Annotated in this window: 30 protein-coding genes; 22 read left to right on the forward strand and 8 right to left on the reverse strand. The window is 67.3% G+C overall.

Annotation, left to right across the window (positions count from 1 at the left end; genetic code table 11):
• The first annotated feature begins 2 nt into the window (after nt 1-2).
• Both ACLJPX_RS04100 and dmpG read left to right on the forward strand, forming a co-directional pair.
• Nucleotides 3-905: an acetaldehyde dehydrogenase (acetylating) gene (locus ACLJPX_RS04100; protein ID WP_410598792.1), complete on the forward strand. Its 903-nt coding sequence runs from the start codon at nt 3-5 to the stop codon at nt 903-905.
• Nucleotides 902-1,936: a 4-hydroxy-2-oxovalerate aldolase gene (dmpG, locus tag ACLJPX_RS04105; protein WP_410598793.1), complete on the forward strand. Its 1,035-nt coding sequence runs from the start codon at nt 902-904 to the stop codon at nt 1,934-1,936. The genes ACLJPX_RS04100 and dmpG overlap by 4 nt, the downstream gene beginning before the upstream one ends.
• On the opposite strand, the gene ACLJPX_RS04110 is transcribed toward dmpG, so the two are convergent.
• On the reverse strand, nt 1,927-2,520 hold the full coding sequence (locus ACLJPX_RS04110; protein ID WP_410598794.1) for a TetR/AcrR family transcriptional regulator: 594 nt from the start codon (nt 2,518-2,520) through the stop codon (nt 1,927-1,929). The genes dmpG and ACLJPX_RS04110 overlap by 10 nt on opposite strands.
• Before the next feature lie 102 nt (nt 2,521-2,622).
• On the opposite strand from ACLJPX_RS04110, the gene ACLJPX_RS04115 reads away from it, so the two are divergent.
• From ACLJPX_RS04115 to ACLJPX_RS04155, 9 genes are all read left to right on the forward strand, one after another.
• A complete protein-coding gene (locus tag ACLJPX_RS04115) occupies nt 2,623-3,543 on the forward strand; it encodes an oxygenase MpaB family protein (protein ID WP_410598795.1) in 921 nt (306 codons plus the stop codon).
• 12 nt (nt 3,544-3,555) lie between these two features.
• Nucleotides 3,556-4,581, forward strand: a complete 1,026-nt coding sequence (locus ACLJPX_RS04120; RefSeq protein WP_410598796.1) for an LLM class F420-dependent oxidoreductase — start codon at nt 3,556-3,558, stop codon at nt 4,579-4,581.
• A 182-nt stretch (nt 4,582-4,763) separates the two neighbouring features.
• Nucleotides 4,764-6,785, forward strand: coding sequence for a neutral/alkaline ceramidase (locus tag ACLJPX_RS04125; RefSeq protein ID WP_410598797.1), 2,022 nt, complete (start codon nt 4,764-4,766; stop codon nt 6,783-6,785).
• 17 nt (nt 6,786-6,802) lie between these two features.
• Nucleotides 6,803-7,762 (forward strand): sphingomyelin phosphodiesterase, encoded by a 960-nt coding sequence (locus ACLJPX_RS04130; RefSeq protein ID WP_410598798.1) that lies wholly within the window; start codon nt 6,803-6,805, stop codon nt 7,760-7,762.
• 35 nt (nt 7,763-7,797) lie between these two features.
• Complete coding sequence (locus tag ACLJPX_RS04135; protein ID WP_410598799.1) at nt 7,798-9,102, forward strand: MFS transporter; 1,305 nt, start codon at nt 7,798-7,800, stop codon at nt 9,100-9,102.
• On the forward strand, nt 9,099-10,499 hold the full coding sequence (locus ACLJPX_RS04140; RefSeq protein WP_410598800.1) for a pyridoxal phosphate-dependent decarboxylase family protein: 1,401 nt from the start codon (nt 9,099-9,101) through the stop codon (nt 10,497-10,499). Before ACLJPX_RS04135 ends, ACLJPX_RS04140 begins: the two co-directional genes overlap by 4 nt.
• 75 nt (nt 10,500-10,574) lie before the next feature.
• A complete protein-coding gene (locus tag ACLJPX_RS04145; protein WP_410598801.1) occupies nt 10,575-11,006 on the forward strand; it encodes an SRPBCC domain-containing protein in 432 nt (143 codons plus the stop codon).
• Nucleotides 10,996-11,328, forward strand: a complete 333-nt coding sequence (locus ACLJPX_RS04150) for an ArsR/SmtB family transcription factor (protein ID WP_410598802.1) — start codon at nt 10,996-10,998, stop codon at nt 11,326-11,328. Before ACLJPX_RS04145 ends, ACLJPX_RS04150 begins: the two co-directional genes overlap by 11 nt.
• Entirely contained in the window at nt 11,325-12,017 is a 693-nt protein-coding gene (locus ACLJPX_RS04155) for a DUF899 domain-containing protein (RefSeq protein ID WP_410598803.1), read from the forward strand. The genes ACLJPX_RS04150 and ACLJPX_RS04155 overlap by 4 nt, the downstream gene beginning before the upstream one ends.
• Nucleotides 12,018-12,225: 208 nt before the next feature.
• On the opposite strand, the gene ACLJPX_RS04160 is transcribed toward ACLJPX_RS04155, so the two are convergent.
• The 4 genes from ACLJPX_RS04160 to mrf are packed head-to-tail and all read right to left on the reverse strand — an operon-like array spanning nt 12,226 to nt 14,967.
• Complete coding sequence (locus ACLJPX_RS04160) at nt 12,226-13,305, reverse strand: GTP-binding protein (RefSeq protein ID WP_410598804.1); 1,080 nt, start codon at nt 13,303-13,305, stop codon at nt 12,226-12,228.
• Nucleotides 13,302-13,460 (reverse strand): 50S ribosomal protein L32, encoded by a 159-nt coding sequence (gene rpmF, locus ACLJPX_RS04165; RefSeq protein WP_016334054.1) that lies wholly within the window; start codon nt 13,458-13,460, stop codon nt 13,302-13,304. The genes ACLJPX_RS04160 and rpmF overlap by 4 nt, the downstream gene beginning before the upstream one ends.
• Nucleotides 13,460-13,717 (reverse strand): type B 50S ribosomal protein L31, encoded by a 258-nt coding sequence (locus ACLJPX_RS04170; RefSeq protein ID WP_101607577.1) that lies wholly within the window; start codon nt 13,715-13,717, stop codon nt 13,460-13,462. Before ACLJPX_RS04170 ends, rpmF begins: the two co-directional genes overlap by 1 nt.
• A complete protein-coding gene (mrf, locus tag ACLJPX_RS04175; protein ID WP_410598805.1) occupies nt 13,714-14,967 on the reverse strand; it encodes a ribosome hibernation factor-recruiting GTPase MRF in 1,254 nt (417 codons plus the stop codon). Before mrf ends, ACLJPX_RS04170 begins: the two co-directional genes overlap by 4 nt.
• 84 nt (nt 14,968-15,051) lie before the next feature.
• Between mrf and rpmB the strand changes: the two genes are divergently transcribed.
• The 6 genes from rpmB (at nt 15,052) to cobA (ending at nt 17,743) form a co-directional block, all read left to right on the forward strand.
• Nucleotides 15,052-15,288, forward strand: coding sequence for a 50S ribosomal protein L28 (gene rpmB / locus ACLJPX_RS04180; protein ID WP_020635051.1), 237 nt, complete (start codon nt 15,052-15,054; stop codon nt 15,286-15,288).
• The gene (rpmG, locus tag ACLJPX_RS04185; protein ID WP_005149953.1) at nt 15,288-15,455 is read left to right on the forward strand and encodes a 50S ribosomal protein L33; all 168 of its coding nucleotides are present in this window, start codon (nt 15,288-15,290) and stop codon (nt 15,453-15,455) included. The genes rpmB and rpmG overlap by 1 nt, the downstream gene beginning before the upstream one ends.
• Complete coding sequence (gene rpsN / locus ACLJPX_RS04190; protein ID WP_410598806.1) at nt 15,455-15,760, forward strand: 30S ribosomal protein S14; 306 nt, start codon at nt 15,455-15,457, stop codon at nt 15,758-15,760. The genes rpmG and rpsN overlap by 1 nt, the downstream gene beginning before the upstream one ends.
• Nucleotides 15,754-15,993, forward strand: coding sequence for a 30S ribosomal protein S18 (rpsR, locus tag ACLJPX_RS04195; protein WP_101607580.1), 240 nt, complete (start codon nt 15,754-15,756; stop codon nt 15,991-15,993). Before rpsN ends, rpsR begins: the two co-directional genes overlap by 7 nt.
• A gap of 64 nt (nt 15,994-16,057) precedes the next feature.
• Nucleotides 16,058-16,465, forward strand: a complete 408-nt coding sequence (locus ACLJPX_RS04200; protein ID WP_410598807.1) for an ankyrin repeat domain-containing protein — start codon at nt 16,058-16,060, stop codon at nt 16,463-16,465.
• A 54-nt stretch (nt 16,466-16,519) separates the two neighbouring features.
• A complete protein-coding gene (gene cobA, locus ACLJPX_RS04205) occupies nt 16,520-17,743 on the forward strand; it encodes a uroporphyrinogen-III C-methyltransferase (protein ID WP_101607582.1) in 1,224 nt (407 codons plus the stop codon).
• Here cobA and ACLJPX_RS04210 read toward each other — a convergent pair.
• Complete coding sequence (locus tag ACLJPX_RS04210; RefSeq protein WP_410598808.1) at nt 17,725-18,273, reverse strand: GNAT family N-acetyltransferase; 549 nt, start codon at nt 18,271-18,273, stop codon at nt 17,725-17,727. The two genes, cobA and ACLJPX_RS04210, sit on opposite strands and share 19 nt — an antisense overlap.
• On the reverse strand, nt 18,263-19,153 hold the full coding sequence (locus ACLJPX_RS04215) for an alpha/beta fold hydrolase (RefSeq protein ID WP_410598809.1): 891 nt from the start codon (nt 19,151-19,153) through the stop codon (nt 18,263-18,265). Before ACLJPX_RS04215 ends, ACLJPX_RS04210 begins: the two co-directional genes overlap by 11 nt.
• A gap of 118 nt (nt 19,154-19,271) precedes the next feature.
• On the opposite strand from ACLJPX_RS04215, the gene ACLJPX_RS04220 reads away from it, so the two are divergent.
• From ACLJPX_RS04220 to ACLJPX_RS04240, 5 genes are all read left to right on the forward strand, one after another.
• On the forward strand, nt 19,272-20,114 hold the full coding sequence (locus ACLJPX_RS04220; protein ID WP_101607584.1) for a crotonase/enoyl-CoA hydratase family protein: 843 nt from the start codon (nt 19,272-19,274) through the stop codon (nt 20,112-20,114).
• A gap of 39 nt (nt 20,115-20,153) precedes the next feature.
• Nucleotides 20,154-21,857, forward strand: coding sequence for an AMP-binding protein (locus ACLJPX_RS04225; protein WP_410598810.1), 1,704 nt, complete (start codon nt 20,154-20,156; stop codon nt 21,855-21,857).
• Nucleotides 21,858-21,925: 68 nt separating this feature from the next.
• On the forward strand, nt 21,926-22,888 hold the full coding sequence (locus ACLJPX_RS04230) for a recombinase family protein (protein ID WP_410598811.1): 963 nt from the start codon (nt 21,926-21,928) through the stop codon (nt 22,886-22,888).
• A 104-nt stretch (nt 22,889-22,992) separates the two neighbouring features.
• Nucleotides 22,993-23,502 (forward strand): hypothetical protein, encoded by a 510-nt coding sequence (locus ACLJPX_RS04235; RefSeq protein ID WP_410598812.1) that lies wholly within the window; start codon nt 22,993-22,995, stop codon nt 23,500-23,502.
• A gap of 82 nt (nt 23,503-23,584) precedes the next feature.
• Entirely contained in the window at nt 23,585-25,231 is a 1,647-nt protein-coding gene (locus ACLJPX_RS04240; protein ID WP_410598813.1) for a hypothetical protein, read from the forward strand.
• A gap of 69 nt (nt 25,232-25,300) precedes the next feature.
• Here ACLJPX_RS04240 and ACLJPX_RS04245 read toward each other — a convergent pair whose 3' ends face one another.
• Entirely contained in the window at nt 25,301-25,498 is a 198-nt protein-coding gene (locus tag ACLJPX_RS04245; protein ID WP_410598814.1) for a hypothetical protein, read from the reverse strand.
• Nucleotides 25,499-25,611: the final 113 nt, after the last annotated feature.

Genomic DNA, 25,611 nt, shown 5'->3' on the forward strand with positions numbered 1-25,611 from the left:
ACATGGCGCAACGGAAAGCGGTGGCCGCGATCGTCGGTCCCGGGAACATCGGAACCGACCTGCTCGCGAAGCTGAGGCGCAGCGACCACGTCGAGGTGCGGTACATGGTCGGCGTGGATCCGGACTCGGACGGGCTGGCCAAGGCCGCCGAGCTGGGACTGGAGACCTCCGCCGGGGGCGTCGACTGGCTGCTGTCCCGCGACGAACTGCCGGACCTGGTGTTCGAAGCGACCTCGGCGAAGGCGCATCTGGCGAACGCGCCGCGCTACGCCACCGCCGGGATCCGCGCGATCGACCTGACCCCGGCCGCGGTCGGCCCGTTCACCTGCCCCGCCGTGGGCCTGCCCGAACGGCTGGACGTGCCGAACGTCAACCTCATCACCTGCGGCGGCCAGGCCACCATCCCGATCGTGCAAGCGGTGTCCCGGGTGACGCCGGTGCCCTACGCCGAGATCGTCGCGTCCGTCTCGTCCCGCTCGGCCGGGCCCGGCACGCGGGCGAACATCGACGAGTTCACCGCGACGACCGCGCGCGGGATCGAGCTCGTCGGGGGAGCGAGCCGGGGCAAGGCGATCATCATCATCAATCCCGTCGAACCGCCGATGATCATGCGCGACACGGTGTTCTGCGCGATCGACCCCGACGCGGACTTCGACGCGGTGACCGAATCCATCCACCGGATGGTCGAGACCGTCCAGGGATACGTGCCGGGCTACACGCTCAAGGCGGATCCGCAGTACGACCCGCCCCGGCAGGGCTGGAGCGGGCAGGCCCGGGTCGCGGTGTTCCTGGAGGTCGCCGGAAACGGGGACTTCCTGCCGAAGTACGCGGGGAACCTCGACATCATGACCGCCGCGGCCGCCCGCGTCGGCGACCTGCTGGCCACTCAGGGGGTGGCGGCGTGAAGTGGGACGAGATCGATCGCGCGGTCCGGCTGGTCGACACGAGCCTGCGCGACGGCAGCCACGCGATGGCGCACCAGTTCACCGAGAAGAACGTGCGCGACACCGTCCGGGCACTGGACGACGCCGGGATCTCGCTGATCGAGGTCAGCCACGGCGACGGGCTCGGCGGCTCGACGTTCAACTACGGCTTTTCCCTGGTCGACGAACGGAAACTGATCGCCGCCGCGGTCGACGAGGCACGTCACGCGAAGATCGCGGTGCTGCTCCTGCCGGGACTCGGCACGGTCGGGGACCTGCGGGCGGCGGCCGACCTCGGCGCGGGCGCGGTCCGGATCGCGACCCACTGCACCGAGGCCGACGTCTCCGTCCAGCACTTCGGCGCGGCGCGGGACCTCGGGCTGGAGACGGTCGGTTTCCTGATGTTGTCCCATATGTCCACGCCCGAGGACCTGGCGAAACAGGGCCGGATCATGGTCGACGCCGGTTGTCAGTGCGTGTATGTCGTCGACTCCGCGGGCGCGCTGATCCTGGAGGACGCGGGCGACCGGGTCGCCGCGCTGGTGGCGGAATTCGGGGACCAGGCGCAGGTCGGCTACCACGGGCACCAGAACCTGAGCTTCGGCGTCGCGAACTCGGTGCTCGCCTATCGCGCGGGCGCCCGGCAGATCGACGGTTCGCTCGTGGCGCTCGGCGCGGGCGCGGGGAACTCGCCGACCGAGGTCCTCGCGGCGACGTTCGAACGGCTCGGGATCCGCACCGGCGTCGACAAGGACGTGCTGATGGACGCGGCCGAGAACGTCGTGAAGCCCTACATCACGCGGCTGCCGGTGATGGACCGGTCGTCGATCGTGCAGGGTTTCGCGGGGGTGTACTCGAGTTTCCTGCTGCACGCGGAGCGCGCCGCAGAGCGGTACGACGTCCCGGCGCACGAAATCCTTTACCGCGTCGGTGCCGCGAAGTACGTGGGCGGGCAGGAGGACATGATCATCGACATCGCCCTGCAACTGGCCGCCGAGCGGGATCAGGGCTGAGCGTCGGCGCCGAGCACGAGGCGGACGCAATGGTCGATCAGGCGCTCGCGGCTCACCTTGAGCGAGCCGTCGAGATAGGCGATGAACACGTTGCTCAGCGCGCCGACCAGCCCGATCGAGATCATCTGCCGTTCGGCCGCGTCGCCGTGGGACAACTGCCCGCTGACCAGTTCCGCGAACGAGGGGAGGAGCGCGACCCCGCGCGTGGTCAGCGCGGGATCGGTGATCGGCGCGAGGAGGAGCACGCGGCCCTTGCGCGGGTCGTCGAGCATCAATCCGACGAACGCGCGGACGGCGGCCTTCGCCCGTTCCGCGGGTTCGGCCGTGTCGCTGACGGCGTCGACGAGGGCCTGTCGCGCCTGCCCGGCGATGTGCTCGTAGACCGCGACGACCAGTTCCTCGCGGTCGGTGAAGCTCTCGTAGAAGTACCGCTCCGTCAGCTTGGCGTGACGGCACACCGCGCGGACGCTCACCCCGGCGCTGCCCTGGGTGCCGAGCAGGTCGAGGCCCGCGTCGACGAGCTGTTCCCGTCGCGCGGCCTTGCGGTCGTCCAGGGTCGTGCCTGCCCAGCTGCGGCCGGCCATGATCGGCTCCTCGTCCTGCTTGCGATGTTGACTACGGCCGTTGTCAACTTTAACCTGACAACAGTTGTGGTCAATTTAACCAGCTCATTGAGGAGACCGGGGATGACACAGCCGCGGCCGCTGGGACCGGATTCGCTGACCTGGAAGTACTTCGGCGACTGGCGTGGGCTGCTCATCGCGCTCTGGGCCGGATCCATGCAGAACATGCACCCCGAGCTGGGCGCGGGCGTGGAGGAGCATTCGCGGTTCTTCGAGGAGCGCTGGCAACGGCTGTTCCGCTCGCTGTACCCGATCGGGGGAGTGATCTACGACGGCCCGCGCGCCCGGCAGACCGCGCTGGAAGTGCGCGGTTACCACGATCGGATCAAAGGCGTCGACAAACACGGGCGCCGCTACCACGCGCTCAACCCGGACACCTTCTACTGGGCGCATTCGACGTTCTTCATGAGCGCGATCCTCATCGCCGACAACTTCGTCGGCGGTATCGGCGAGGCCGAGAAGCGGAAGCTGTTCGACGAGCACGTGCAGTGGTACGAGATGTACGGCATGAGCATGCGGCCGGTGCCGGAGTCGTGGGAGGACTTCCAGCTGTACTGGAAGCGCATGTGCGAGGACGTCCTGGAGGACAACAAGGCCACGCGCGACGTCCTCGACATCAAAGACCTCCCGAAACCGCATTTCCTGCCGTGGCTGCCGGATTTCGCGTGGAAGCTCGTGCGCGGGCAGGTCGCGCGCAACTTCGTCTGGCTGACCGTCGGGTTGTACGACCCGCCGATCCGCGAACGGCTCGGGTACACCTGGACCGAACGCGACGAACGACGGCACCGGCGGACCGGGAAACTGATCAACGCGGCGTTCAGGCTGGTCCCGCGGGATCGTCGCTACCACCCTCGCGCCAGGGCGGGCTGGCGCCGGGAGCGTGGCGAACTGGCCACGGACGCGCCGTTGGTCGAGACTCCCGCGAGGAACCTTCCGCCGCTTTCGGAGCGGGGCAAACCCGAGCACTACTCGCCGAACGTCTGATTAGGAGCCTCGATGAAGCTGGGTTACCACCTCGGTTACTGGTCCTCCGGTCCGCCCGAGGGCGCGCTGGACGCGGTGCTGAAGGCCGAAGAACTCGGCTTCGATTCCGTGTGGACCGCCGAGGGCTACGGTTCGGACGCCTTCACCCCGCTCGCCTGGTGGGGCGCGTCGACCAGCCGGATCAAGCTCGGCACCAACATCGTCCAGATGTCGGCGCGCACCCCGACCGCGACGGCCATGCACGCGCTGACCCTGGACCATCTGTCCGGCGGCCGGTTCGTGCTCGGGCTCGGCGCGTCCGGGCCGCAGGTGGTCGAAGGCTGGTACGGGCAGCCCTATCCGAAGCCGCTGGCCCGCACCCGCGAGTACGTCGACATCGTGCGGAAGGTCGTCGCGCGTGAGGCGCCGGTGACCCACGACGGGCAGCATTTCCAGTTGCCGCTACAGGGCGGAACCGGGCTCGGCAAGGCGCTGAAGTCCACAGTGCACCCGTTCCGCAAGGAGGTCCCGATCTTCCTCGCCGCGGAGGGGCCGAAGAACGTGGCGCTGTCGGCGGAAATCTGCGACGGCTGGCTCCCGCTGTTCTTCTCGCCCAAGAGCGACGCCTTCTACCGGACGGCGCTGCGGGAGGGCTTCTCGCGCCCGGAAGCCAGGCACGGTTTCGACGACTTCGAGGTCGCGGCGTCCGTCCCAGTGCTCGTCCATGACGACGTCGAGGAGGCCGCGAGCTGGATCAAGCCGTCGCTGGCGCTCTACATCGGTGGCATGGGGGCGAAATCGGTCAACTTCCACCACGACGTCTTCGCCCGGATGGGGTACGAGGACGTCGCGGACAAGGTCCAGGAGCTGTACCTGGCCGGGCGCAAGGACGAAGCGATCGCCGCGATCCCGACGTCGCTGGTCGAGGACACCTCGCTGATCGGGCCCGCGGAGAAGATCCGTGACGAACTGGCCGCTTGGGAGGAGACCGTGGTGACCACTTTGCTGCTGAGGGGCGACGCGGCGACGCTCGCGAAGGTCGCGGAGACCCTCTCGTAGCTGGAGCTGAAGGACGCTTTCCCCGCATCGCATGCAGGGAAAGCGCCCTTCGCCGCGTCGCATGCGGGGAAAGTCCCCTTCAGCCCCCGGCCGTTCGTGGGTTGCGACCGTGAGGCCCATCACGTAGCGTCCCCGCCACGAACATGAAGTCGGTTCATGTTCGTGGCCGGGAGGTGCATCTCATGGCGGTGAGCCGGAGGCGGGTTCTTGCGGGTGCGGCGGCCTTGCCTGTCGCGGCGGGCGTGCTCGGCGCCCAGAGCGCGCGGGCGGAAACGCCGCGGCAGCAGGGTTTCCGCGTCGGCGTCGGCATCTCCGACGTCACCGGCCCGGCGGCCGAGAACGGCATGATGGGCTACTCGATGCCGCAACAGCAGACCGCCGGCATCCACCTCCGCACCCGGGCCCGGGCCTTCGTGGTCGACGACGGCGCCAAGCGGATCGCGTTCGTCACGGCCGACCTCGGCGCCCTGTTCCAGTCCGTCCACCAGGGCGTGATGCGTAACCTCAAAGCCGCCTACGGCGAGCTCTACACCGAGCAGAACGTGCTCCTCAACGCGACGCACACCCACTCCGCGTGCGGCGGCGATTCCCACTACGCCGCCTACGATCTGGCGATCCTCGGGTTCCAGCAAGAGGTCTACGACGCCGTCGTCGACGGGATCTTCGAGGCGATCAGCCGGGCGCACGCGAACCTCGCGCCCGGGTCGATCCGGCTCGGCCGCGCGGAACTGACCAAGGCGAGCGTCAACCGCTCCCGCAAGGCCTTCGACCTGAACCCGCAGGCGGACAAGGACCATTTCCCGCAGGCGATCGACCCGGCCGTCACGGTGCTGCGGTTCAGCCAGAACGGCGCCGACGTCGGCGCGATCAGCTGGTTCGCCACGCACGGCACGTCGATGAGCAACGGCAACCACCTGATCAGCGGCGACAACAAGGGGTACGCCGCCTACGAGTGGGAGCACGACCACGCCGGCGTGCGCTACCTCGACGGGACTCCGCGGTTCGTCGCCGCGTTCCCGCAGACCAACACCGGCGACATGAGCCCGAACCTGAATCTCTCGCCGGGGACGCCGGAGACGGAGTTCGAGAACACCCGCACCATCGGCGACCTCCAGTTCCGCGCGGCGAAGAACGCCTTCGACGCGGCCGCCGAAGCCGTGACGGGCGGTGTCGATCACCGGATGTGCTACGTCGACATGTCCGACGTCGCGGTCGATGCGAAGTACACGCCGAACGGGCGGCCGCAGCACACCTGCACGGCCGCGATCGGGGTGTCGATGCTGGCGGGAAGCCGCGAGGACGGACCCGGCCTGCCGCTGCCGGAAGGCGTGAAGAACCCGTTCATCGACTGGCTCGGCGGCATCGACGCGCCGATCCCGCAGGCACTCGCCGACGCGCAGGCGCCGAAGGTGGTCGCCGTCCCGTTCGGCGCGATGAAGCCGTACCCGTGGACGCCGGAGGTCCTGCCGCTGCAGATCGTCCGGATCGGACAGCTGCACCTCGTGGCCGTGCCCGCCGAACTGACGATCGTGTCCGGGCTGCGCCTGCGCCGGACCGTCGCCGCGGAACTCGGCGTTCCCCTGGAGAACGTGCTCGTCCAGGGCTACTCCAACGCCTACAGCCAGTACGTCACCACGCCCGAGGAATACGACTCGCAGCAGTACGAAGGCGCGTCGACCCTCTACGGCCGGTACACGCTTCCCGCGTACCAGCAGGAATTCGCCAAACTCGCGGCCGCGATGAAGGCGGGCCGGACCGTGCCGCACGGGCCGACGCCGCGCGACCTGCGCGGCAAGCTGATCAACTTCCAGCCAGGCGTCGTCTTCGACAGCGCGCCCGTGTTCAAGTCCTTCGGCGACGTCCTTACCGACGCGAAGAGCACCTACGCGCGCGGCGAGCAGGTCGCCGTCGAGTTCGTCACCGGCCACCCGAAGAACGACCTCCGGCGCGGCGGCACGTTCCTGGAGATCCAGCGGCTGGTGGACGGCAAGTGGACCCGGCACGCCGACGACGGCGACTGGGACACCAAGTACCACTGGGCGAGGACTTTCGTCGCCGAATCGAAAGCCGTCGTCCACTGGAAGATCCCCGCGAACGCCCCGATCGGCAAATACCGCGTGGTCCACTTCGGCAACTGGAAGAACGGCTGGAACGGGGCGATCTCCGCGTTCAGCGGGACTTCCCGGACATTCGTCGTCTCCTGACATCGGAAGGGTCATTCGTGCGGAAGCTCGCCGTGCTCGCCATCGCCGCCGCCATGTTCGCCGGAACCGCCGTCCCCGCCCAAGCCGCGGTCTCGGTGAAGGTCATGGCGTTCAACATCTGGCAGCTGCCGTGGATCGCCAGCCCGAACACCTCGGACAAGCAGGCGAGGGCCCGCGCGGCCGAGGCCGTCATCCGTGCGAACGACGCCGACGTCGTCGTCCTGGACGAGGCGTTCAGCGCGCAGGCGGAGGAGATGCGGAACCGGCTGAAGGACGTCTGGCCGCACCAGACCCCGCTCGTCGGCCAGTACTGCAAGACTTCGCCGGGCTGGACCACGGTCAACGGCAACTGCTCGAATTCACCCATCGTGGTCAACGGCGGGGTCACCGTGCTGAGCAAGGCGCCGGTGACCGAACAGCACCAGCTCGTCTTCCGCAATTCCTACTCGGGCACGGCGGACTACCTGTCCAACAAGGGTGCCGCGCTCGCACGGCTGGTCGTGAACGGGAAGCCGCTCTGGATCGCGGGCACCCACATGCAGGCCGACGAGGGACCGGAGACGCTGCCGAAGGCGCACGACATCCGGATGGCCCAACTGGGCGAGATCAGGGACCTGGTCACGAAATACGCGCCTGTCGGCGAGCCGGTCGTGATCGCCGGTGACCTGAACATCGAGTACTGGGCGGGACAGGGGCGCAAGGACGCGCAAGGCCGGACCCAGGTCCAGCAGGGCGAAGCCTTCCTCGGCGGCGTCCTCCGCACGGCAGGCGCAGGCGCGTACACCTTCGACGCCGCGACGAACCCGAACGCCGCGAAGTCCGTTCCCGCGACTCACCGGGACTCGCTCGACTACGTCGGAGCCGTGCAGGCGGGCGGCCGCCCACTCGCCGCTGTCGGCCCGGTACAGCTCGTGCATTACGACGGTGGCACGATTCCCTCCGACCACTACCCGGTGGTGGCCAAGATCCAATACTGAGGCCTTCATCGGGAGAATCGCCTCGAGGAGGATCATTGGCAGCCCTGCCAGCACGGACGAGGTATCGCTACTCGCTCGGCTCGTTCGTCACCGGCCCGTTCGGGACGGTTCCCGGCTTGCTCCTCCTGAAGTACCTCACCGACACGATGGGCGTCGCGGCGGGTGTGGCCGGCCTGATCGTGTTCGTTCCCAAGGCATGGGACGTGCTCTTCAACCCGATCGCGGGCAGGCTGTCGGACGCGGACATGGTCCGCACCGGCAGTCGCCGCCGGTTCCTGCTCTTCGGCGGCATCGGCGTCTCGATCCTCTTCGCGGCCCTCTTCGCGCATCCGGGCTTCGGCGGACCGGTGCCCGACGCGATCTACGTCGTCGTCGTGTTCCTGTTGTGCGCCACCGCGTACGCGTTCTTCCAGGTGCCGTTCAACGCGCTGCCCGCCGAGCTGACGGACTCGGCGGACGAGCGGACGAAACTGACCAGCATCCGGATCGGGTTCCTCGCGGTCGCCATCCTGATCTGCGGCGGCGGGGCCCCGGCGATCACCGAACTCGTCGGCGGGATCGCGGGCTACCGGGTGATGGGTTTGTTCATCGCCGTGATCATCCTGCTCGCGACGCTCGGCGTGTACTTCGGGCTGAAGGACGCGCCGGTCGGCGCGCTGCGGCCGAACACCGTCAGCCCGCGTGAACTGTTCCGGACGCTCGCGCAGTGGCGGCCGTTCCGCTGGCTGCTGAGCGTCTACTTCATCCAGGCGCTCGGCATCGGCACCGTGCTGGCCGCGATCCCGTTCTTCGCCGAGCGGATCCTCGGCAGCTCCGGCTACTCGACCGTCCTGTTCGTCGGTTTCGTCGGCCCGGCACTGCTGACCATGCCGCTGTGGCCCAAACTCGGCGCGTCCGTGGGGAAACTGGCCGGGTTCCGGCTCGCCACCACCGCGTTCGCCATCGGTCTCCTCGGCCTGCTCGGCGCGAAGGTCTTCCCGTTCCCCGTCACGATGGTTTTCGTCGCCTTCTGCGGTGTCGGGTACGCGGGGATCTCGGTGTTCCCGCTGGCGATCCTGCCGGACCTGATCAGCGACGAGGAGGAGCGGACCGGCGAGACCAGGGCCGGGGTCGCGGCCGGGGTCTGGACGGCGTCGGAGACGCTGGGGCTCGCGCTCGGCCCGGGGATCTGGGGCCTGGTACTGCAGTTCGGCGGATATCAGTCCAGCCTCGGCGCGGACGCCGCGCAGCCGGACAGCGCGCTCACGGCGATCCTGCTCGGCGCGTCGATCCTGCCCGCGGTGCTGATCGCGCTCGGCATCCCGCTGCTGCGCAAATCGGTGCTGGAGCGCCGGTCGTGACCGCCGAGGACATCCTCCGGGAGCTACGGGAACTGCGCGCGGGGGACCTGCCGACACACGGTGGCCGGACACTCGCCTATGTCTACGACAGCGGCCTGTCCGAAGTGGACGAACTCGGCGCGGCGGCGCACGCGCTGGCGTCGTCGGCCAACGGCCTCGATCCGACAGCCTTCCCCAGCCTGCTGAGGATGGAGAACGACCTCGTCGGTACCGCCGCGCGCCTGCTCGGCGGAACGGCGGAGACGGTCGGTTCGGTGACCTCGGGCGGCACGGAGTCGTGCATGCTCGCCGTCCTGGCCGCCCGCGACGCGCGTCCGGACGTGACGTCGCCGAGCATCGTGCTGCCCACGACCGCGCACGCCGCGTTCCACAAGGCGGCGCACTTCTTCGGGGTCCGCGCGGTCGCGGTGCCGGTCGATCCGGTGACCTTCCGCGCCGTGCCCGAAGCGATGGCCGCGGCGGTCGACGACACCACGGTGCTCGTCGTGGCGAGCGCGCCGTCGTACGCCCACGGTGTTCTCGACCCGATCCCGGAGATCGCCGCGTTGCTGGACGGTGTCCGGTTCCACGTCGACGCCTGCATCGGCGGCTGGGTGCTGCCGTACCTGGAGGCCGGTCCGTTCGGCTTCGACGTTCCCGGTGTCACCAGTGTGTCGGTGGACCTGCACAAGTACGCCTACTGCCCGAAAGGCGTGTCGGTTCTCCTGCACGCCGACGCGGGGCTGCGCCGGCCGCAGTACTTCGCCAGCGCGGACTGGCCTGGCTACACGATGCTGAACACCACGCTGCAAAGCACCCGTTCGGGTGGTCCGCTCGCCGCGGCGTGGGCGGTCGTGCGCCACGTCGGCGACGAGGGCTACATGAAGCTGGCTTCGGCCGCGCGTGCGGCGGCCGTCGAGATCCGCGCCGGAATCGAGGCGCTGGACGGATTGCGTGTCCTCGGCGATCCGGTGTCGACCCTGCTCGCGTTCACCGTGGAGCCCGGTGCGGGGTTCGACCTGTTCACCGTCGCGGACGAGATGCGCGAGCGCGGCTGGTACGTCCAGCCCCAGTTCGCCCACGAGTCGTCGCCCGCGAACCTGCACCTGACCGTGACCGCGGCGAACCGGGGCATCGAAAACGAGTTCCTGGACAGCCTGGCCGCTTCGGTCGTGGCCGCCAAGGAGTCCGGACCGGTCGTCGTCGACCCGCAGGTGGCGGAGTTCGTCGCCGCGCTGGACCCCGCGACCTTGACGCCGGAGCAGTTCGCCGGGCTGCTGGCGGCCGCGGGGCTCGGCGGCGACGCGGGACTGCCCACCCGGATGGCGGAGATCAACGCCTTGCTGGCCACGGCACCCGGTCCGCTGCGGGAACGGCTCCTGCTGGAGTTCCTCGGGGCGCTGTACACGGCTTCCTGATCCGGCCTTGACGCAATCAGTTGGTTGCTATACAAAGTTATAGCAACCAACTGATTGCTATTTGAGGAGGCCGTCATGGGATTCCCCGACCGCATCGAACGCACCGTCGAGATCGCCCATCCGCCCGCGAAGGTCTGGGCCGCGCTGACCACGGCCGAAGGGCTGGGCACCTGGTTCGGGAACCAGGCGAGCATCGACCTGAGGCCCGGTGGTGACGCCGAGATGAAATGGGACGAGGGGCACCAGGCGCACATGCGCGTGGAGCGTGTCGAAGAGCCGGAGATCTTCGGCTTCACCTGGAACATCTACGGCCTGCCCGACGACGATCCTCGTCGCACCTATGTCGAGTTCACCCTCGAACCGGTCGCTGCGGGCACGCGGCTCACCGTCGTCGAGTCCGGGTTCTCCCAGCTTCCGGACGACGTCCACAGCGTCGCGTTCGACGGGAACACGAAGGGGTGGGCGGCCGAGTTGGGCGAACTGATCGAATACCTCGATGCCGCCTGACACCGAAGCGATCGCCGAGCAGGTCTTCGTCGCACTGGCCGACCCGAGCAGGCGGAGCATCCTCGCCACCCTCGCCTCGGATGGTGCCGCGACGGCGACGGATCTGGCCGATCGGCTGCCCATCACGCGGCAGGCCATCGCCAAGCATCTCGCGCTGCTCACCGAAGCCGGGCTGGTGACCCCGGAGCAAGGGGAGCGGCGCCGCGTCCGATACCGGCTACGCTCGGCCCCGATGCGGGTCGCCCAGCAGTTCCTCGCCGCGCTCGCCCGCGATTGGGACGGGCCGCTCGCGGCTCTGAAAGAGCACCTGGAGGGTTCATGAAGGGCAAGACGGTCACCCCGGCCGAGTGGGAAGAAGCGCGACTTCGGCTGCTGGTCAAGGAAAAGGAGCTGACCCGCGCCCGCGACGCCCTGGCCGCCGAGCGGCGGCGGATGCCGTGGGTCGCGGTCGAAAAGCCGTACGAGTTCGATGGCCCGTCCGGCAAGGTGACGCTGCTCGACCTGTTCGAGGGACGGCGGCAGCTGATCGTCTACCGGGCCTTCTTCGATCCCGGGGTGGAGGGTTTCCCCGACCACGCCTGCAAAGGCTGCTCACTGGTGGCCGATCAGGTCGCGCACGTCGCACACCTGAACGCTCGCGACACCACGCTGGCCTTCGCCTCGCGGGGCACGCAACCGGACATCTCGCGGCTGAAGGCGCGGATGGGCTGGACGATGCCGTGGTACACGATCACCGCCGACTTCGACGTCGATCACGGTGTCGACGAATGGCACGGCACCAACGCTTTCATCCGCGAAGGTGACCAGGTGTTCCGCACGTACTTCGTCAACGATCGCGGTGACGAGGTGATGGGAGGTACGTGGAGCTACCTCGACATCACCGCGCTGGGGCGGCAGGAGGAGTGGGAGGACTCGCCGGAGGGGTATCCGCAGAGTCCGCCTTACGAGTGGTGGAACTGGCACGACTCCTACGAGGGGGCCGCGCCCGCGGGCGGCTGCTGCTCGGGGTGACGTCGCGAAGCCGCCAGAAATCGGACACCTGGTCGGCAGGCACGTGCTCGACCAGCAGCATGGCGCCGACCGTGTGGAAATAGGGACGTTCAACGTCCCTATTTCCACACACCCCTCACCCTGGGCGACATCTCGTGCTCACCAGCTACGTCGAGTGGCAAGCCGGGGTGGACGGCCCTTCACCCCATCGCCACCCCGACCCGGCACCTCAGTGAACGTGCACCGCTTCCCACTCCGGAAACGGATCCGCGCCCGCCGAAGCGTCCACATCGGACAAACAGCCCCGAAGCGAGTCCAGCAGGGCGTCCTTCTCCAGTCCCACCCCGATGAACACGAGTTCCTGCCGCGGCACCTCTTCGACACCCTGCGGTTCGAACCGGGCGACCGATCCGGCCTGCGACCACAGCCCGGTCACCCCGGGCCGCGACGCCAGCGAGAAGAACCCCTTCGACCGCAGGACGGTCCCGAACTCCCCGGAGTCGAGCCTGCCGAGGAAGTCCCACAGCCGTTCCGGATCGAACGCCCGCCCGGCGCGGAAGACCACGCTGGAGATCCCGTACTCCTCGGTCTCCGGAACGTGATCGCCGTTGAGTTCGGCCACCCAGCCGGGTGCTTCCTGGGCCCGCTCGACGTCGTAACGCCCGGTGCCGAGCACCCTGTCGAGAGGGACCCGGCCGTGTGTCGAGCCGATGACTTCGGCCGCCGGGTTGAGCCGCCGCAGCACCGCCGTCAGCCGTTCGAGGGAGACGGCCGGTACGAGATCCGCCTTGTTCAGCAAGAGGACGTCCGCGAACTCGATCTGGTCCATCAGCAGGTCGCTGACCGTCCGCTCGTCGTCCTCGTACTGGTCCAGCCCGCGTTCGGTCAGCGCGTCCCCGGCCGCCAGTTCCCGCTCGAAGTTCACCGCGTCGACCACGGTCACCATCGTGTCCAGCCGTGCGGAGTCCAGGAAGGAGAACGTCGCCGCCACGGGCATCGGCTCGGAGATCCCGCTCGATTCGATGAGGAGGTAGTCGAACCGGCCGTCCTCGCAGAGCCGCGACACCTCTTCCAGCAGGTCGTCGCGCAGGGTGCAGCAGATGCACCCGTTGGTCATCTCGACGAGCCGCTCCTCGGTGCGGGACAGGCTGTTCCCGTCCCGCACCAGCGCGGCGTCGATGTTGACCTCGCTCATGTCGTTGACGATCACCGCCACCTGCAGTCCTTCACGGTTGGCGAGGACGTGGTTGAGCACGGTCGTCTTGCCCGCGCCGAGGAACCCGGAAAGCACCGTGACCGGCGTCGTCACTTCCCACCCTCGTGAAAGTGTTTCATCAGCTTGCGCGGCACGAGTTTCGTCTCGCCGTTCACCTTGATCGGCACCAGATCCGGCACGGCCGCCTTCCACTGCGAGCGCCGGGACCGGGTGTTGCTGCGCGACATCTTCCGCTTCGGGACGGCCATTACTTCGCACCTCCGCGGCGGCCGTAGCGACGGTGGAACTTCTCGACCTGGCCCGCGCTGTCCATGATCCGCTGGTTGCCGGTCCAGAACGGATGCGACCACGAGCTGATCTCGACGTTCACCACCGGATAGGTGTTGCCGTCGCTCCACTCGATGGTCTGCTCCGACGTCGCGGTGGACCGCGTCAGGAAGGCGTCCCCGGTGGAGAGGTCCTTGAACACCACGGGGTGGTAGTCGGGGTGGATTCCCGGTTTCACTGCGTTTCGTCCTTTCGGTTCGACACGTTCACGTCGTGCTTCTCAGGGTCGGTTTCCGTGTCCTCACACGGTTCTTCGTGCCACTCGCCGAACGGATCCGGGTAGCGGAGCCACTCCTGTTCCCCGGCGGCGAGTTCTTCGTCGGTCAGGAGCGCGCCGTTCAGAGCGGCTTCGACCTCGTCGGGTGTGGCCTGGTCGGTGACGACGACCAGTTCCTGCGCGCGGTCGCCGAACAGCGGGTCCCAGCGCAGGGAGGCGAGCGTGCGGCGTTCCGGGGAGACATCGGCCCAGTCCGGCCCGTCGGGAGCGGCGAGCCACGCCCCGGCGTGCCCGATCCCGAGGCCACCGCCCGCCGACTCGATCCAGAGCGCCATGTCCGGCTGGCTCGCCACCCAGAGCCGGCCCCGGCTCCGGACGACGCCGTCGAGCAGGACGTCGATCGCGTCGTGGAGGCGCTCCGGGTGGAACGGGCGCTGCGAGGTGAAGGTGAGCAGCCCGATCCCGCAGTCGGTGTGCACCGGCGGCTCGCCGCGCAGCAGCGGGCCGTGCATGTCGGTGACCTCGCCGCGCCGGGCGCCCGCCGGGACGGCGTCGAGCACGGTCTTGCCGTCCACGGCGGACAGTTCGACGCGGGGGATCGACGGGGCGACCCGGTCGAGCACGGCCGACGCCTTCGCCGCGGACCAGGCGTCGGTCGCCGCGCCCGCCAGCACGAGCAGGTCGGCGAATTCGACCTGGGCCAGCGCGACCTGGGCGACGGTGCGCTCGTCCTCGGGGCTGGCCAGCAGGTTCCGCTCGGCCAGCGTGTCGTCTCCGGTGCTGTCGGCCAGCCAGCCGACGCAGTCGACGACGGCCAGTACGGCTTGGAGGTCGACGTCCTCGATCACCGGCCGCTCGCCGACGAGGACGTTGCGCAGCGCCCAGCTGACCGGTTCGGGCTCCATGGCCTCGTCGAGCCGGACCACGATGCGCCGCACCTGCGGCATCTGCGAAAGCTTGCGCAGCAACGGCAGGAGGTCTTCGCGCAGCGTGCAGGAGACGCAGCCGTGCGCGAGTTCGAGGACCGTCAGCTGGTCGCGGTTGCCGAGCCGGATCCGCCGTCGGACCACGCCGGAGTGGATCTGCCTCAGGTCGTGGTGCACGACGGCGGTGCCGGGCTCGGCGAGGTGCAGCCGCTCGGCGAGGTCGGCGTTCGGTCCCGGTGCGAGGCCACTGATCAGGACGAGGGGCACGCGGGGGTTGTCGGTCACTGAAGCTCCGGGGCGTCGAGGGCGTTGTGGTTCGGTTGTGTAGAGTAAATGAAAACGACAACCGATATCAACTTGGGAGGGTGTATGTCCGCCGTGTGCCAGGTCACCGGCCGCAAACCGGGCTACGGGAAGCAGGTGTCGCATTCGCATCGGCGCACGTCCCGGCGCTGGGAGCCGAACCTGCAGGCCAAGCGGTACTTCGTGCCGAGCGAAGGGCGCTGGGTCCGGCTGCGGGTCTCGGTGAAGGGCATGAAGACCATCGACAAGCGGGGGATCGAGGCCGTCGTGGCCGGGCTCCGCGCGAAAGGGGTGAAGCTCTGATGGCCAAGAGCACCGACATCCGGCCGATCATCAAGCTCCGTTCGACCGCGGGCACCGGCTACACGTACGTCACGAAGAAGAACCGCCGGAACGACCCGGACCGCATGGTGCTGCGCAAGTACGACCCGGTCGCGCGCAAGCACGTCGAGTTCAAGGAGGAGCGCTGATGGCCAAGAAGTCGAAGATCGCCAAGAACGAGCAGCGCAAGGTGATCGCGGCGCGCCACGTCGAACGCCGCCGTGAGCTGAAGGCCACCATCGCTTCGCCGTCCGCGTCGCCCGAGGAGAAGGCGGCCGCGGTGTCGGCCCTGCAGTCGATGCCGCGCGACGCCAGCGCGACCCGGATCCGCAACCGCGACACCGCCGACGGCCGCCCGCGCGGCTACCTGCGGAAGTTCGGGCTCTCCCGGGTCCGGATGCGGCAGATGGCGCACAACGGCGAGCTGCCCGGCGTCACGAAGTCGAGCTGGTGAAGCCGAACCGGGACCGCCCCGTCAAGCGGAAGACGAACCTGTTGCACGCCAACAAGATCACCGAGGTCGACTGGAAGGACGCCGACCTGCTGCGGAAGTTCATCTCCGACCGCGGCAAGATCCGCGCCCGCCGGGTCACCGGGCTGACACCCCAGCAGCAGAAGCAGGTCGCCACGGCGATCAAGAACGCCCGTGAGATGGCGTTGCTGCCCTACCCCAACGCGGGCCGCTGACGCCACCGGTCCGGGCGGTGCGACAAGCCGCCCGGACCGCGGCTCCTGTGGAAGAATCGGCCGCATGACGGAGAACCCCGGACAGGCCGAGGAATTCGATCCCGAACTGCTGGAGCTGTGGGCGAAGGTGTTCGGCTTCGCCCGTTCCGGCGCGACGGCCGAGCTCACCGCGTATGTCGACGCGGGCATCTCGGCGAACCTGATCAACGACCGGGGCGACACGCTGGTCATGCTCGCCGCGTACCACGGGCACGCGGAGACCGTCGCCGCGCTGATCGAGCGCGGCGCCGATCCGAACCGTGAGAACGACAAGGGGCAGAGCCCGCTCGCCGGCGCGGTGTTCAAGAACGTGCCCGAGGTCGTGAAGGCTCTCCTCGAGGGCGGTGCGGACCCGCGGGCGGGGGAGCCGTCGGCGATCGACGCGGCCAGGATGTTCGGCAACACCGAACTACTGGCGCTGCTCGAGAGCTGAGGCGGTTCTCACTCGGATCGCGGTTCGGGCGGCTGTCTCTTTACACTGCCCCGCATGGATGACCCGCATTACCTCTCCGGCCTCGACCTGGCAGGCCGTCGTGTCGTGATGATCGGCGGCGGGACGGTCGCCCAGCGCCGTCTGCCGCGGTTGATCGGCGCCGGCGCGCGGGTCGAACTGGTCTCGCCGCACACCACGCCTTCGGTGAGCGCGATGGCCGACGCCGGGGAGATCGTCTGGCACGAGCGCCGCTACACCGACGGCGACCTCACCGACGCCTGGTACGCGCTGGCGTGCACGAACGACCCCGAGGTCAACGCCGCCATCTGTGCCGAGGCCGAACGGGCGCGGGTGTTCTGCGTCCGCGCCGACGACGGAGAACGCGGCAGCGCGGTCACCCCGGCCTCGGGCAGGCACGGCGGGCTGCTGGTCGGCGTCCTCTCCGGCGGCGAGCCGTTGCGGTCTGCCACGGTCCGGGACAGCATCCTCGACGGCCTTCGCGCCGGCACGGTGGCCGACGGCCGCGTGCCCGACGCTCGTGACGAGCTCCCCGGCGTCGCGCTGGTGGGCGGCGGCCCCGGCGACCCGGAGCTGATCACCGTCCGCGGCCGTCGCCTCCTCGCCAGGGCCGACGTCGTCGTCGCCGACCGGCTGGCCCCGCGAGAACTGCTCGACGAACTCTCACCTCACGTCGAGATCGTCGACGCCGCGAAGATCCCGTACGGTCGCGCGGCCAGCCAGGACGTGATCAACTCGACCCTGATCGACCGGGCCAAGGCCGGCAAGTTCGTCGTGCGGCTCAAAGGCGGCGACCCGTACCTGTTCGGCCGCGGGTTCGAGGAAGTCCTCGCCTGCGCCGAAGCGGGCATCCCGGTGACGATGGTCCCCGGCATCACGAGCGCGTTTTCCGTGCCCGCCGCCGCGGACGTCCCGGTGACCCACCGCGGTGTCGCCCACGAGGTCGTGGTGGTATCCGGCCATGTCGCGCCGGGCGACGAGAAGTCGCTGGTGGACTGGGATCTGCTGGCGAAGATGCGCGGCACGATCGTGCTGATGATGGGTGTCGAACGCCTGCCGCTGTTCACGAAGGCGCTGCTGGAGGGGCGGCCCGGGGACACGCCGGTGGCGATCGTCGAGGACGGCACGATGCGCACGCAGCGGGTTCTTCGCTCCACTTTGGACACTGTGGTCGAGGACGCCGCGGCGGCCGGGGTGCGGCCGCCCGCGGTGATCGTCTTCGGTCCGGTGGCGGGGCTCGCTCAGCCGTCCGAGGTGTAGAACCAGTCGGCCCCGTCGTCACCGGGGGTGTCGAATTCCTCCGCCCGGACGAGGCCTGCCCGCTGGGCCACCCGCTGCGACGCGATGTTCTCCGGCCGGACGCGGGCGATCACGAGGTCGTCCGGCCGGTGGGTGCGCGCCCAGTCCACCGCCGCGGCGGCGGCCTCGCTGGCGTACCCGGCACCCCAGGCGGACGGGAAGAGCCGGTAGAAGAGGTTCAGGACGGCCCGTCGCCGGTAACCGACGATCTTCACCCCGCAGAACCCCAGCGGTTCCGGTGAGTCCTGCCGCAGGATCGTCCAGTACCCGAACCCGTACCGGTCCCACTGGTGCGACCAGCGGAGGAGCAGCAGTTCCGCCTCCTTGCGCGTCTCCAGCAGGTCCGAGGGGTTGTGCGCGCAGGCTTCCGGATCGGTGTGGAGGGCGAAGATCGCGTCGAGGTCTTCCGGGCCGGGACGGCGCAGGACCAGCCGTCCGGTCCGCATTTCCTCCGCGCCCGTGTCCCGGGTCGGCGCCGGTTCAACGGTCATGACAGCGCGCCGAGAAGTCGGTGATGGCCTCGGTCAGGCGGCTCGGGTCGAAACGCAGTTCGACCGGGCTGCGGGCCTGGACGAACTCGGCCTCCGGCATGTCCGCGGCCAGCGTGTCGGCGTCGCCGAAGGGGTGGATCGGGTCGCGTTCGTGCCCGATGACCAGGGCCGGCGTCTCGATCTTCCGCCGGATCGACTTGGGCGGCGCGATCCGGCCGAAGAGCACGCCGTGCAGGAGCGCGGCCATCGGCGCGGGCTGCTGGGACAGCGTGTCGGTGACCACGTCGATCCATTGGTTGCCGTGCGGGACGAGCCGCGCCGCCAGCGCCACCCCCTGCACGGTCACCGGCAGGAACCGGGCGGCCAGGAGCAGCGGCGCGAACGTGATCAGCCCGGAGACGATCGCGTTGTCCAGCACGGGCATCTCGACGATCAGCCCGAGCGCGCGTTCGGGAGCGGCGACACCGACTTCGAGCGCGACGTTGGCGCCCAGCGACGTCCCGCCGATGACGGCGGCGTCGATGTCCAGGTGGTCGAGCAGCGCGATGGTCTGCTCGGCGAACGCGGGCATGGAGTACAGCCACGAGTCGGTGGGCCGGTCCGAGTCACCGTGGCCGAGCAGGTCGAGCGTCACGACCCGGAAACCGGCGCGCGCCAGCTTGCGCGCGAGCGGGGCGTGCATCCGCCTGGTCAGCATGATCCCGTGGCTGAGGACGACCACCCGGTCGCCGGAGCCGAACTCGGTGTAGGCGAGCCGATGCCCTTCGTGGGTGAAGGATCCCGAGAGTTCGATCGGTCGCGAGGACCGTTCCCGCTCCCGCCGTCCGGGGATCAGTGCGGGCAGGTCGGCGACCGCGGCGGCGCTGCTGGCCGGGCTCATATCCCACCGTCCTTCGTCGATCGTCGGTACTCACCGGTAGTACCAGGAAAGCATCTCGTGGCCACCGTGGCACAGTGGCCGTTGGCAGTCTGTCAACCACATGAGTCAAGATGACCTCATGACCGCTACAGCTGACAGTCTTCCCGATCTCGTTTCGCTCAAGGTGGAGATCGACGGGCACGTCGCCGAAGTGACGCTGCTCGGTCCGTCCAAGGGCAACGCGATGGGCCCCGATTTCTGGCGTGAGCTGCCGATCGTCTTCCGCGCCCTCGACGCGGACCCGCAGGTCAGGGCGGTCGTGCTGACCGGCAGCGGCAAGCATTTCTCCTACGGGCTCGACCTGCCCGCGATGATGCCGAGCTGGGGCGAAATGCTCGGTGGCGACGCGCTCGCGGGCCCGCGGACGAAGTTCCTCGACGAGGTCAAGACCCTTCAGGCGAGCGTGTCGTCGATCGCCGAATGCCGCAAACCGGTCATCGCGGCCATTTCCGGCTGGTGCATCGGCGGTGGCGTGGACGTGATCGCGGCGGCCGACATCCGCCTGGCGAGCGCGGACGCCAAGTTCAGCGTGCGCGAGGTCAAGGTCGCGATCGTGGCCGACCTCGGCAGCCTGCAGCGGCTCGCGCCGATCATCGGCGAAGGACACCTGCGCGAACTGGCGTTGACCGGCAAGGACATCGACGCGGCCCGCGCGGAGAAGATCGGCCTGGTCAACGACGTCCACGCGGATCAGGACGCGCTGCTGGCCGAGGCCCGCAAGCTGGCGGGGGAGATCGCCACGAACCCGCCGCTGGTCGTGCAGGGCACCAAGAACGTCCTCTCGGCCAACACCGAACGCCAGGTCGCCGATGGCCTGCGCTACGTCTCGGCCTGGAACGCGGCGTTCCTGCCCAGCAAGGACCTCGGCGAGGCCGTACAGGCCTTCCTCGAGCGCCGCGCGCCCGAGTTCAAGGGAGAGTAGAAAGAACCGGCGGCCAACCAGCGGACCAGGAGGACGATCGTGAGCGCTTCGGAGGCACACCGTACGTTCCGCGAGGCACGGGACTACCTGCAGACCCATCGCGAGGACTACGAAACCGCGTATCGTGACTTCACCTGGCCCCGGCCCGCCGAGTTCAACTGGGCGCTGGACTGGTTCGACGTCGTCGCGGCCGATCCGGCCAATCAGGACCGGTACGCGCTGTGGATCGTCGAAGAGACCGGCATCGAGAACCGCTGGACCTACCCGGAGATGGCGCGCCGGTCCAACCAGGTCGCGAACTGGCTGCGTTCGCTCGGCGTCACCAGGGGCGACCGGCTGATCCTCATGCTGGGCAACCAGGGCGAGCTGTGGCAGACCATCCTCGCCGCGATCAAACTGGGCGCGGTCATCATCCCGGCCTCGACCCTGCTCGGTCCGGCGGACCTCACCGACCGGGTCGAGCGGGGCGCGGCGAAACACGTGGTGATCCGCTCCGCCGACGCGCACAAGTTCGAGAACGTCGACGGCGACTACACCCGGATCGCCGTGGGTGAGCCGGTCGAGGACTGGCAGTCCTTCGTGGACGCCTACGAGGAAGCGGATGCCTTCACGCCCGACGGCCCGACTGCGGCGGACGACCCGCTCTTGCTGTACTTCACCTCGGGCACGACCGCGAAGCCGAAACTGGTGCAGCACACCCAGGTCTCGTACCCGGTCGGGCATCTGTCCACAATGTACTGGATCGGCCTCGAACCCGGCGACGTCCACCTGAACATCTCCTCGCCGGGCTGGGCGAAACACGCGTGGAGCAACGTTTTCGCGCCGTGGAACGCCGAGGCGACGGTGTTCCTCTACAACTACGCGCGCTTCGACGCGGTCTCCCTGATGGCGCAGATGGAGCGGTGTGGCATCACCAGCTTCTGCGCCCCGCCGACGGTGTGGCGGATGCTCATCCAGGCGGATCTGACCGTGCTGAAGACGCCGCCGTCCAAGGTCGTCGGCGCGGGCGAACCGCTCAATCCCGAAGTGATCGACCAGGTCGAAAAGGCTTGGGGCGTCACGATCCGCGACGGTTTCGGGCAGACCGAGAGCAGCGTGCAGATCGCCAACACCCCCGGACAGGACGTCGTGCCGGGGTCGATGGGCCGCCCGCTGCCCGGCTTCACCGTCGCGCTCGTGGATCCAGTCACCGGTGAACGCGCGCAGGAGGGCGAGATCTGCCTCGACCTCGACAAACGCCCTGTCGGGCTGATGACCGGCTACGCGGACGACGACGAGCGCTCCGCCGCGGCCTTCGCGAACGGCTTTTATCACACCGGTGACGTCGGCTCGGTCGACGAACGCGGCTACATCACCTACGTGGGCCGCACGGACGACGTCTTCAAGGCGTCGGACTACCGGATCTCGCCGTTCGAACTGGAAAGTGTCCTGCTGGAACACGACGCGGTCGCCGAAGCGGCCGTGGTCCCGGCTCCCGACCCGATCCGGCTGGCGGTGCCCAAGGCGTACGTCGTCCTCACGAACGGTCACGAGCCCACCGCCGAGACCGCGGTGTCCATCCTGGCCTTCTGCCGGGAGCATCTCGCGCCGTACAAGCGGATCCGGCGGCTGGAGTTCGCGGAGTTGCCGAAGACGATCTCCGGGAAGATCCGGCGGGTCGAGCTGCGGGGACGCGAGAACGACGCGGCCGAGCGGCCGGCGGGGGAGTTCCGCGAGGAAGACTTCCCGCAGCTGAAAGGCTGACGGCCCGGCTCTCGTGAGTGGTAAGGACGGTTCTAGCCAACCCCCAACTGGGTACCTACAGTCGACCTATGGCGATCAATCACCAGGTTAGTGCAGGTCAGGGCGGGCGTCAGCCGATCCTGGACTCATACGCCCGGCTGTCCCACAATCAGGCGAGGCGGCTAGAGAAGTGCGAAACCCAGCATGCCGACAACCGTGAGGTGATCGGACGGTTGGGCGGCGCGCTGGGTGAGGAGATCTCGGACCCGAAACTCTCGGCCTGGAATCCGAAGGTGCGCCGTCCTGGGTGGGAACGGGTCATGAAACGGGTGGCCGCACGCGCGTGTGACGGCGTGGTGCTTTGGAACACAGACCGAGGTTGGCGGCAGTCGCCGGACTTGGAAGACATGTTCAAGCTGATCGAGGGGTTCGACTCGTTCACGGTCGCGTCCTCACACGGGCGGTATGACCTGTCGGACTACAACGACCGCTATCAGCTGCGGCAAGAGGTCGCGCCCAATCAGCGCAACTCTGATGAAGCATCACAGCGAATCTCCCGCCGGTTCGAGGTGCTACGCAAGCGAGGCGTTCCGCATCACCAGGGCAGGACGTTCGGATTCCCCGGCCTGGATCGGACCGCGCCGAAAGACCAGGCGCTGGACGCGGACGGCAACGACACTCGCAAGTCCGTTTCGGCCGTGCTGGTGGAACGTGAACGGGCCGCGCTGCGGTCGGAGACTACGGCGCTGCTGGCAGGGGTGTCTCAGACAACACTGACCGATGAGTGGAACGCGTTCGGGCTGCGCACGACTACGGGCGGGTCATGGACACCGTCGAAGGTGCGCGAGGTGCTACTCCGGCCGCGCAACGCCGGGCTGATCGAGCATAACGGCGAGATCGTGGGCACCATGGCAGGCGAACCGATCGTGAACCCGGACGAGTTCAAGCGACTACGGGCGCTGTACGCCGGGCGCACGCGTGGACAACGTCCGAGAACGAGCCCTTATTTGGCGTCCGGGGTCGCGACTTGCCCACACTGCCGTAAACGTTGAGCGGCCGCCCCCACAAGGGCGTATACCCTGACGGTCAGCGCCGTCGGCAGTACGCATGCACGAAGGGCAAAGGCGGATGCGGCAAGATCGCTGCTGATGTGCGCATGGTCGATCGCGAGTTGCGTGGGTTGGTAATCGCTCGGCTGTCTGACGCGAAGCAAGCGGCTGCGATCAGAGCTGCCCGCGCCCGCGTCTCTGACCGGCTGGCGCAGGTGGAAGCGGCGATCGCCGAGTGTAAGCGTCTTGCTCTCTCGATCGCGGCCAAACTCGGCAACCTGAAGATGACCGAAGAAGCGTACGACCAGGCCAACGAGCCCCTCATGGCACAGCTTGCGCGTTTGGAAGCCGAACGAGAAGAACTAACCGGCGGGAACCCGGAAGGCCCCACGCAAGCGATGAGCAAGAAAGAAGCGGCGGCGCAGTGGGATGCCGCCGACGTCGACGAAAGGCGCGCGATGTTGCAGGACGCACTCGGCCGCGACACCCTGTATGTGGACTCTGCCAACAAGACTGGATTCCGCACTTTTAACCCCAAGCGTGTGCGCGTCGAACGTTATAAGCTCACCAAGAAGCCATCTCAAAGTTTTCCAAATCGACCCCTAGCTGCAAACTAATCCACTACTTTTACGTGCGGTAAATATGTCACTGAGCGGATTCTGGTTCGCAGCAATATGTCAGCAGTAGTATGCTCATTGCATGAACAATCAGCCGCCTGCATTTGAATTCCCGCCAGTAGTCAAGCCGCTTCTGCTTGAAGCTCTAGGTAAACCATTTATGGCATATGTACTTGGAGCCACCGAAGAAGAGGTTGAGCAATGGTTTGCCAACGAGGGCGATGACTTTGGATCGCCTCAACAAACACATGCTCTTCGGCAGTTGCATGTTGTCCTTCATGCGCACGGCGATAGCGATCCCGGGCTGCGCCAGTTCAATCTTTCTCGAATACTCGGATTGTATCAGTCCGAGCAGGACACGACACTAGTTAATGTCCTAAGGATGATCGCAACTGGTGAAGCATTTGCGCCAGTAGTGCTAAATGAAGCTACTGAAGCCCTTGCCTTACTTGTACGAGACGCCTATCCGCTATATCTCTTACCCGAAGATGGCAGCCGTTTCCCGCACTCCTTTAGGTCTCTCTATCAGCATCCCACGCGCGAGGCATTCGAAACGTTGGCATTACGCGAGGATGCCTTTGTGAAGCTATTTCCTAAAGGCGACGAACATCTAGGGGATTCCGCAAGTACTCTTCGAAGTACTGGCCAAGGTGGCGGTGTTCAACTATCCATGCTTGCAGAAACTCTAATCGGTAGTGGATGGAATGCGGCGCGAATGCATTCAAGCGGACTGCCTTCTCTGCACGCGCACACTCGATCAACAATTGAGCAGCTGGATACTTTGCGGAGTGCGCTGCAAAACAAGACCGCTAAAGTGCCTGTTCGGATCGCCTTCACGGGCGTGCTCCTCAATTCAGATGAGCCGATTGATTTAGGCTGGGGTATTCTGCGAAAACTAGACAGCAGAGATCACCATCTAGTCCCAAGATCAACGGCAGGAAAGTTGTCAGGGGCAGGCACAGATGGCGTCACGGTGACTATCGACTACGGCGGAGAAGTGATTCTGGATACTACGCTTGAGTACCGAATTCAACTCAAGGATTTGCTGCCGGGTGATACCTGGCCCGTCGAACTCCGAGGATACGAACGGACCCAGGAACTTACCGAGTGTATCCAACTCGGTGCACTTCTTTCGCAAGAGCCTAGTGCTCAAGAGACGGTAATGGTAATTCCTGCATGGTTCTATACTCACGATCCACTTGCGCAAGGCTTGAACATGTCTTGGAATGATGTGCGCAGCGGAAAAGGATTCATTCCAAAGCAGATTGACGCCAACACTGCAAGTGCATGGAAGGAATTCACGGTAGCCGTTGAGGCAAATAGAACTAAGTACGTTGACGTAGCAATCCGGAGAACCCTACGTGCATCCGTTGAGCGTAGAGATCCTTCCGACGTCTTAGTCGATGCAATCATCGCTTGGGAGAACTTGTTTGGCTCTCGAAAAGGTGAGTCAACGTTGAGGATATGCGGTTCTTTAGCCTGGCTACTTGAAGCCGATAAAGCTAGACGCTTCCAGCTGCGCAGTGAACTCGGAAAACTCTACGATGCAAGAAGCAATGTGGTTCACGGCAACAAGGAACTCGCCTCCTCTGAGCTTGTACCACAAGCGCAACGTGCCCTGGCGGTGGCAATTGACGCTTTAAGGGTCATGTTTACTTCTCGGCTAGACCTATTGAATGAACTCAAAACTGGCGATGATCGAAGTAATAGACTTCTAATGGGCGGTTAACCTTTAGTGGTGGCTCAATGAAATGGATCACTATCCTCAGGTGAGGATAGTGATCCATGGCTACGCATGCTAGCCATCCAATGGCACTCCATTAAGATTCTGCGCTTGGCGCGCTTCGATGCGATTAAGAATAATTGCCACAGCCCGTATCTGTTCGTCGGTCATCGGCGGCCAGTCCTCGACGATGACGGCCCAGCGATCGACGGCTTCGGCGTCGAGCCGCGCCTGTTCTTCGGCGGAGCTCTCCATGTGCTCGTCAGCCGTCATCCGGCGCCGCCTCACCTGCCGTGACGCCTTCGATGGCGGCCCGGATATCGGCGGTGAGGTAGCCGCGTACGCGTTTGGTCTCCCCATCACTGCCGGGTACGCGCTCTCTGCTA

The organism is Amycolatopsis sp. lyj-90, from assembly GCF_046549035.1.
GTDB lineage: Bacteria > Actinomycetota > Actinomycetes > Mycobacteriales > Pseudonocardiaceae > Amycolatopsis.

What these genes read in the sequence shown, in the direction of transcription:
- ACLJPX_RS04100 (WP_410598792.1), top strand. Translation starts at nt 3, where the DNA reads ATGGCGCAACGGAAAGCGGTGGCCGCGATCGTCGGTCCCGGGAACATC.
- ACLJPX_RS04110 (WP_410598794.1), bottom strand. Translation starts at nt 2,520, where the DNA reads ATGGCCGGCCGCAGCTGGGCAGGCACGACCCTGGACGACCGCAAGGCC.
- ACLJPX_RS04115 (WP_410598795.1), top strand. Translation starts at nt 2,623, where the DNA reads ATGACACAGCCGCGGCCGCTGGGACCGGATTCGCTGACCTGGAAGTAC.
- ACLJPX_RS04120 (WP_410598796.1), top strand. Translation starts at nt 3,556, where the DNA reads ATGAAGCTGGGTTACCACCTCGGTTACTGGTCCTCCGGTCCGCCCGAG.
- ACLJPX_RS04125 (WP_410598797.1), top strand. Translation starts at nt 4,764, where the DNA reads ATGGCGGTGAGCCGGAGGCGGGTTCTTGCGGGTGCGGCGGCCTTGCCT.
- ACLJPX_RS04145 (WP_410598801.1), top strand. Translation starts at nt 10,575, where the DNA reads ATGGGATTCCCCGACCGCATCGAACGCACCGTCGAGATCGCCCATCCG.
- ACLJPX_RS04150 (WP_410598802.1), top strand. Translation starts at nt 10,996, where the DNA reads ATGCCGCCTGACACCGAAGCGATCGCCGAGCAGGTCTTCGTCGCACTG.
- ACLJPX_RS04155 (WP_410598803.1), top strand. Translation starts at nt 11,325, where the DNA reads ATGAAGGGCAAGACGGTCACCCCGGCCGAGTGGGAAGAAGCGCGACTT.
- rpmF (WP_016334054.1), bottom strand. Translation starts at nt 13,460, where the DNA reads ATGGCCGTCCCGAAGCGGAAGATGTCGCGCAGCAACACCCGGTCCCGG.
- rpmB (WP_020635051.1), top strand. Translation starts at nt 15,052, where the DNA reads ATGTCCGCCGTGTGCCAGGTCACCGGCCGCAAACCGGGCTACGGGAAG.
- rpmG (WP_005149953.1), top strand. Translation starts at nt 15,288, where the DNA reads ATGGCCAAGAGCACCGACATCCGGCCGATCATCAAGCTCCGTTCGACC.
- rpsN (WP_410598806.1), top strand. Translation starts at nt 15,455, where the DNA reads ATGGCCAAGAAGTCGAAGATCGCCAAGAACGAGCAGCGCAAGGTGATC.
- ACLJPX_RS04200 (WP_410598807.1), top strand. Translation starts at nt 16,058, where the DNA reads ATGACGGAGAACCCCGGACAGGCCGAGGAATTCGATCCCGAACTGCTG.
- cobA (WP_101607582.1), top strand. Translation starts at nt 16,520, where the DNA reads ATGGATGACCCGCATTACCTCTCCGGCCTCGACCTGGCAGGCCGTCGT.
- ACLJPX_RS04210 (WP_410598808.1), bottom strand. Translation starts at nt 18,273, where the DNA reads ATGACCGTTGAACCGGCGCCGACCCGGGACACGGGCGCGGAGGAAATG.
- ACLJPX_RS04215 (WP_410598809.1), bottom strand. Translation starts at nt 19,153, where the DNA reads ATGAGCCCGGCCAGCAGCGCCGCCGCGGTCGCCGACCTGCCCGCACTG.
- ACLJPX_RS04220 (WP_101607584.1), top strand. Translation starts at nt 19,272, where the DNA reads ATGACCGCTACAGCTGACAGTCTTCCCGATCTCGTTTCGCTCAAGGTG.
- ACLJPX_RS04230 (WP_410598811.1), top strand. Translation starts at nt 21,926, where the DNA reads ATGGCGATCAATCACCAGGTTAGTGCAGGTCAGGGCGGGCGTCAGCCG.
- ACLJPX_RS04235 (WP_410598812.1), top strand. Translation starts at nt 22,993, where the DNA reads ATGGTCGATCGCGAGTTGCGTGGGTTGGTAATCGCTCGGCTGTCTGAC.
- ACLJPX_RS04240 (WP_410598813.1), top strand. Translation starts at nt 23,585, where the DNA reads ATGAACAATCAGCCGCCTGCATTTGAATTCCCGCCAGTAGTCAAGCCG.
- ACLJPX_RS04245 (WP_410598814.1), bottom strand. Translation starts at nt 25,498, where the DNA reads ATGACGGCTGACGAGCACATGGAGAGCTCCGCCGAAGAACAGGCGCGG.